The organism is Vulcanococcus sp., assembly GCF_044369115.1.
Lineage (GTDB): Bacteria > Cyanobacteriota > Cyanobacteriia > PCC-6307 > Cyanobiaceae > Vulcanococcus.
In genome coordinates this window covers 1-2,970 of the sequence record NZ_JBIPMN010000237.1, presented here as the reverse complement: position 1 = coordinate 2,970, position 2,970 = coordinate 1, and the positions used below count along the sequence as shown (strand labels likewise).

Here is a 2,970-nt window from a genome sequence, read left to right as displayed (position 1 = left end):
GGCGAGGGCCTGGGCTAAGGCCTGATCTGCGCTGGCCATCGGGCGGGAGGAAAGGATCCGGATCTTAGAAGCGGTGGCTGGAGACACCTGATGCGCGGCCACGGCCGCCGCGGGCATACCGCAATCGTGATCACGAACCCTCTCGAAAGCTTGTGCCGCGGCCCATTGAGCTGAAAAGGTGAGACGGTTTGCCTGAGCCCCACCGGGCGGTTGGATTGATGTTGAAGGGCCTGCTGTCGCGAGCCAAAGCCAAGCTGGGCAGCGCATCCGCCGCCGCGCCAACCCTGGAGGCGCCTCCGGCCGATTCGCGCCAGCGGGCCAAGGCGCTGCTGATGGGTCTGCAGGATTCGATCTGCGCCGGCTTGGAGCAGCTCGATGGCAGCGGGCGCTTCGAAGAAGAAAGCTGGGTGCGGCCCGAGGGTGGCGGCGGCCGTTCCCGCGTGATGAAGGGCGGCCGCGTGTTTGAGCAGGGCGGCGTGAATTTCTCCGAGGTGGAAGGCAGTGAGCTGCCCCCTTCGATCCTCAGCCAGCGCCCGGAAGCCAAGGGCCATCGCTGGTTTGCCACCGGCACCTCGATGGTGCTGCACCCTCGAAACCCCTATATCCCCACCGTTCACCTCAACTACCGCTACTTCGAGGCGGGCCCGGTGTGGTGGTTCGGCGGCGGCGCCGACCTCACCCCCTACTACCCCTTCCTCGACGACGCCAAGCACTTCCACCGCACCCTCAAAGGCGCCTGCGACAGCGTCAACCCCGCCTTCTACGAGGTGTTCAAGCCCTGGTGCGACGAATACTTCTATCTGAAGCACCGCGATGAAACCCGCGGCGTGGGCGGCATCTTCTACGACTACCAAGATCCCCGCGGCGTTCTCTACAAGGGCCAAGCCCCCGAAGGCCCCGCCGCCGCCGCCGGCCAGCGGGTGGGCGCCCAGCCCCAGAACTGGGAGCAGCTGTTTGCCCTGGCCAGCGCCTGCGGCAATGCCTTCCTGCCCAGCTACGTGCCGATCGCCGAGAAGCGCCACAACACCCCCTATGGCGAGCGCGAGCGCCAATTCCAGCTCTATCGCCGCGGCCGCTACGTGGAGTTCAACCTGGTGTTCGATCGCGGCACGATCTTCGGCCTGCAGACCAACGGCCGCACCGAGTCGATCCTGATGTCGCTGCCGCCGCTGGTGCGCTGGGAGTACGGCTATCAGCCCGAGGCCGGCAGCCGCGAGGCCCTGCTCACCGAGCTGTTCACCAAACCCCAGAACTGGCTGGGCGACGACTCACTGATCGCCCGCTGCGAGCCCCACAGGGCTGTGCACTGAGGCAGGCTTAATGCCAGCGGCGGCGGAGGGTATGGGTTCCACCACGCCGCCAACACCCAGCTCCAGGGCATTCACCACCCGTGCGGTGATCGCAGCGAGGGCCTGCTCACGGGTGGCTGGATTGCGCAGCGCCGGCTCCAGCGGAGCCTCGAGCTTGCCGATCTCCAGGATCGTGATGCCGCGGCGGGGCCCACCCAGGCCGCCGCGGAACTGGCGCGGGTAGCCGCCGAACGCCTGGGCGAGGCTTTCGTCAATGCTGCTGTGGGGGCGGTGCAGGGCCGGGATTACGCCGGATCCCACCCCATCGGGGCCGTAGGCGTCGAAATGAATCTCGAGGGCATAGCCACCGGCCGCGGCGTGGGCCTTGCCCACACTCCAATTCGTGCGGGGGTCGTCGCCGTTGTGGATCGTGCGCACCAGCGGGTCGTAGAAGCGGATCGTGAGCCCGCGCTGCCGGCCCAGCTCCACCACCCGGCGGGCCACCTCGAGATTCCAATAGAGCTCATCTCGCATGCCGCGCTGCATCGGGCGGGCCCCAGCCAGATCCACTGCGGCACCGGAGGTTCCGGCACCGGGGATGCCCTGGGAATCCGCGTGGCCAGCCATCACCAGAATCTCCACCTCACGCCCTACGGCACGGCGGCCCACCCAGTCGCGCTGGAGGCGGCTGCGCACCCCCGTGAGCGGGTCACTGCCGCCACTGCGTGGTGCGGGAGCCTCGGCCGCCGCAGCCAAGCCCAAGGTGGCCAGCAGCAGACCTGCCAACAGCACACTGCGGCGAAGACCGCTCAGGCAGGCCATGCGTGAAGGCGGCGGGGTCGGCACACCACTCTGGCTCAGATCGGCGAGCTGAGCAGGTTGCCGTCGCTGAACAGACCCAGCTGAGGCCCCAGCTCCTGCTCGAGGGCAATCAGCTCATCGCGATGGGCCCTTAAACGCAGGGCGCTGCCGGTGGCCTGATCGTGGCTGATCAGGCGCAGCTCCACCGATTCATCCCGGGCCGCGCGGCGGCGATAAAGCACACCGGCCATAGGCCCCAGGGCAATCAGCAGCAGCGGCCACCAGTGCAACTGGGGCAGAAGCTGACGCAGCACCAGGCCCAGGCAACCGGCACCCACGCCCCCCAGCAGCGAGAGCAGTACCGCCAACCCTCCGCTGGCCTGCACCTGGCCGCGGAAACGCAGCAGACGCCGCTCAGGATTGCTTTCCTGCTCCAGCCAACCGCGCTGCTTCAGCCAAGCGGTCATCACCGGCAGCACCTCCAGCGGCGGCCGCGACGACCGCACCTCCACCACGGTGGTGCGGTCTTTACTGGCGGCCCGCAGGAAGAACACCAGGCCGACAGCCAGGAGCAGGGTGAGCAGGAGGGTGGAACCCAGGGCCGGGGGCATGCGCGCCGCCATGCAGATGCGCTTCATTCTCCTCAAGCCAATGACGCCATGGCGTCATCAGCTCCAGCGCAGCCTGCCGGTGGGCCTCCAGCAGGTGGAGCATGCGTCGAGGGCGCCCCCGACTGGGGCAGCGCTGACTGTAGGTGCTGATCGCCCCCTCGTGATCGAGGAAGTGAATGGCCTGCTGCAGCACCGTTTCCGAGAGCCTCAGCTTGGGGTGGGCATCGCTGAGGTCGTGCATCAAGGCGGTGGGGTAGCTGTCGTGATCC

4 protein-coding genes are annotated in these 2,970 nt (G+C 68.0%); 1 reads left to right on the top strand and 3 read right to left on the bottom strand.

The window, feature by feature from the left end:
• The first annotated feature begins 332 nt into the window (after positions 1-332).
• On the top strand, positions 333-1,310 hold the full coding sequence (gene hemF, locus ACIQ2E_RS13780) for an oxygen-dependent coproporphyrinogen oxidase (protein WP_398331712.1): 978 nt from the start codon (positions 333-335) through the stop codon (positions 1,308-1,310).
• Here the strand turns inward: hemF and ACIQ2E_RS13775 are convergent.
• From ACIQ2E_RS13775 to ACIQ2E_RS13765, 3 genes are all read right to left on the bottom strand, one after another.
• Entirely contained in the window at positions 1,269-2,111 is an 843-nt protein-coding gene (locus ACIQ2E_RS13775; RefSeq protein ID WP_398331709.1) for a dehydrogenase, read from the bottom strand. The two genes, hemF and ACIQ2E_RS13775, sit on opposite strands and share 42 nt — an antisense overlap.
• A gap of 35 nt (positions 2,112-2,146) precedes the next feature.
• On the bottom strand, positions 2,147-2,701 hold the full coding sequence (locus ACIQ2E_RS13770) for a cofactor assembly of complex C subunit B (RefSeq protein ID WP_398331706.1): 555 nt from the start codon (positions 2,699-2,701) through the stop codon (positions 2,147-2,149).
• The coding region (locus ACIQ2E_RS13765) for a Pex protein (protein ID WP_398331703.1) at positions 2,619-2,970 on the bottom strand (352 nt) is incomplete at its 5' end. The genes ACIQ2E_RS13765 and ACIQ2E_RS13770, both read right to left, overlap by 83 nt.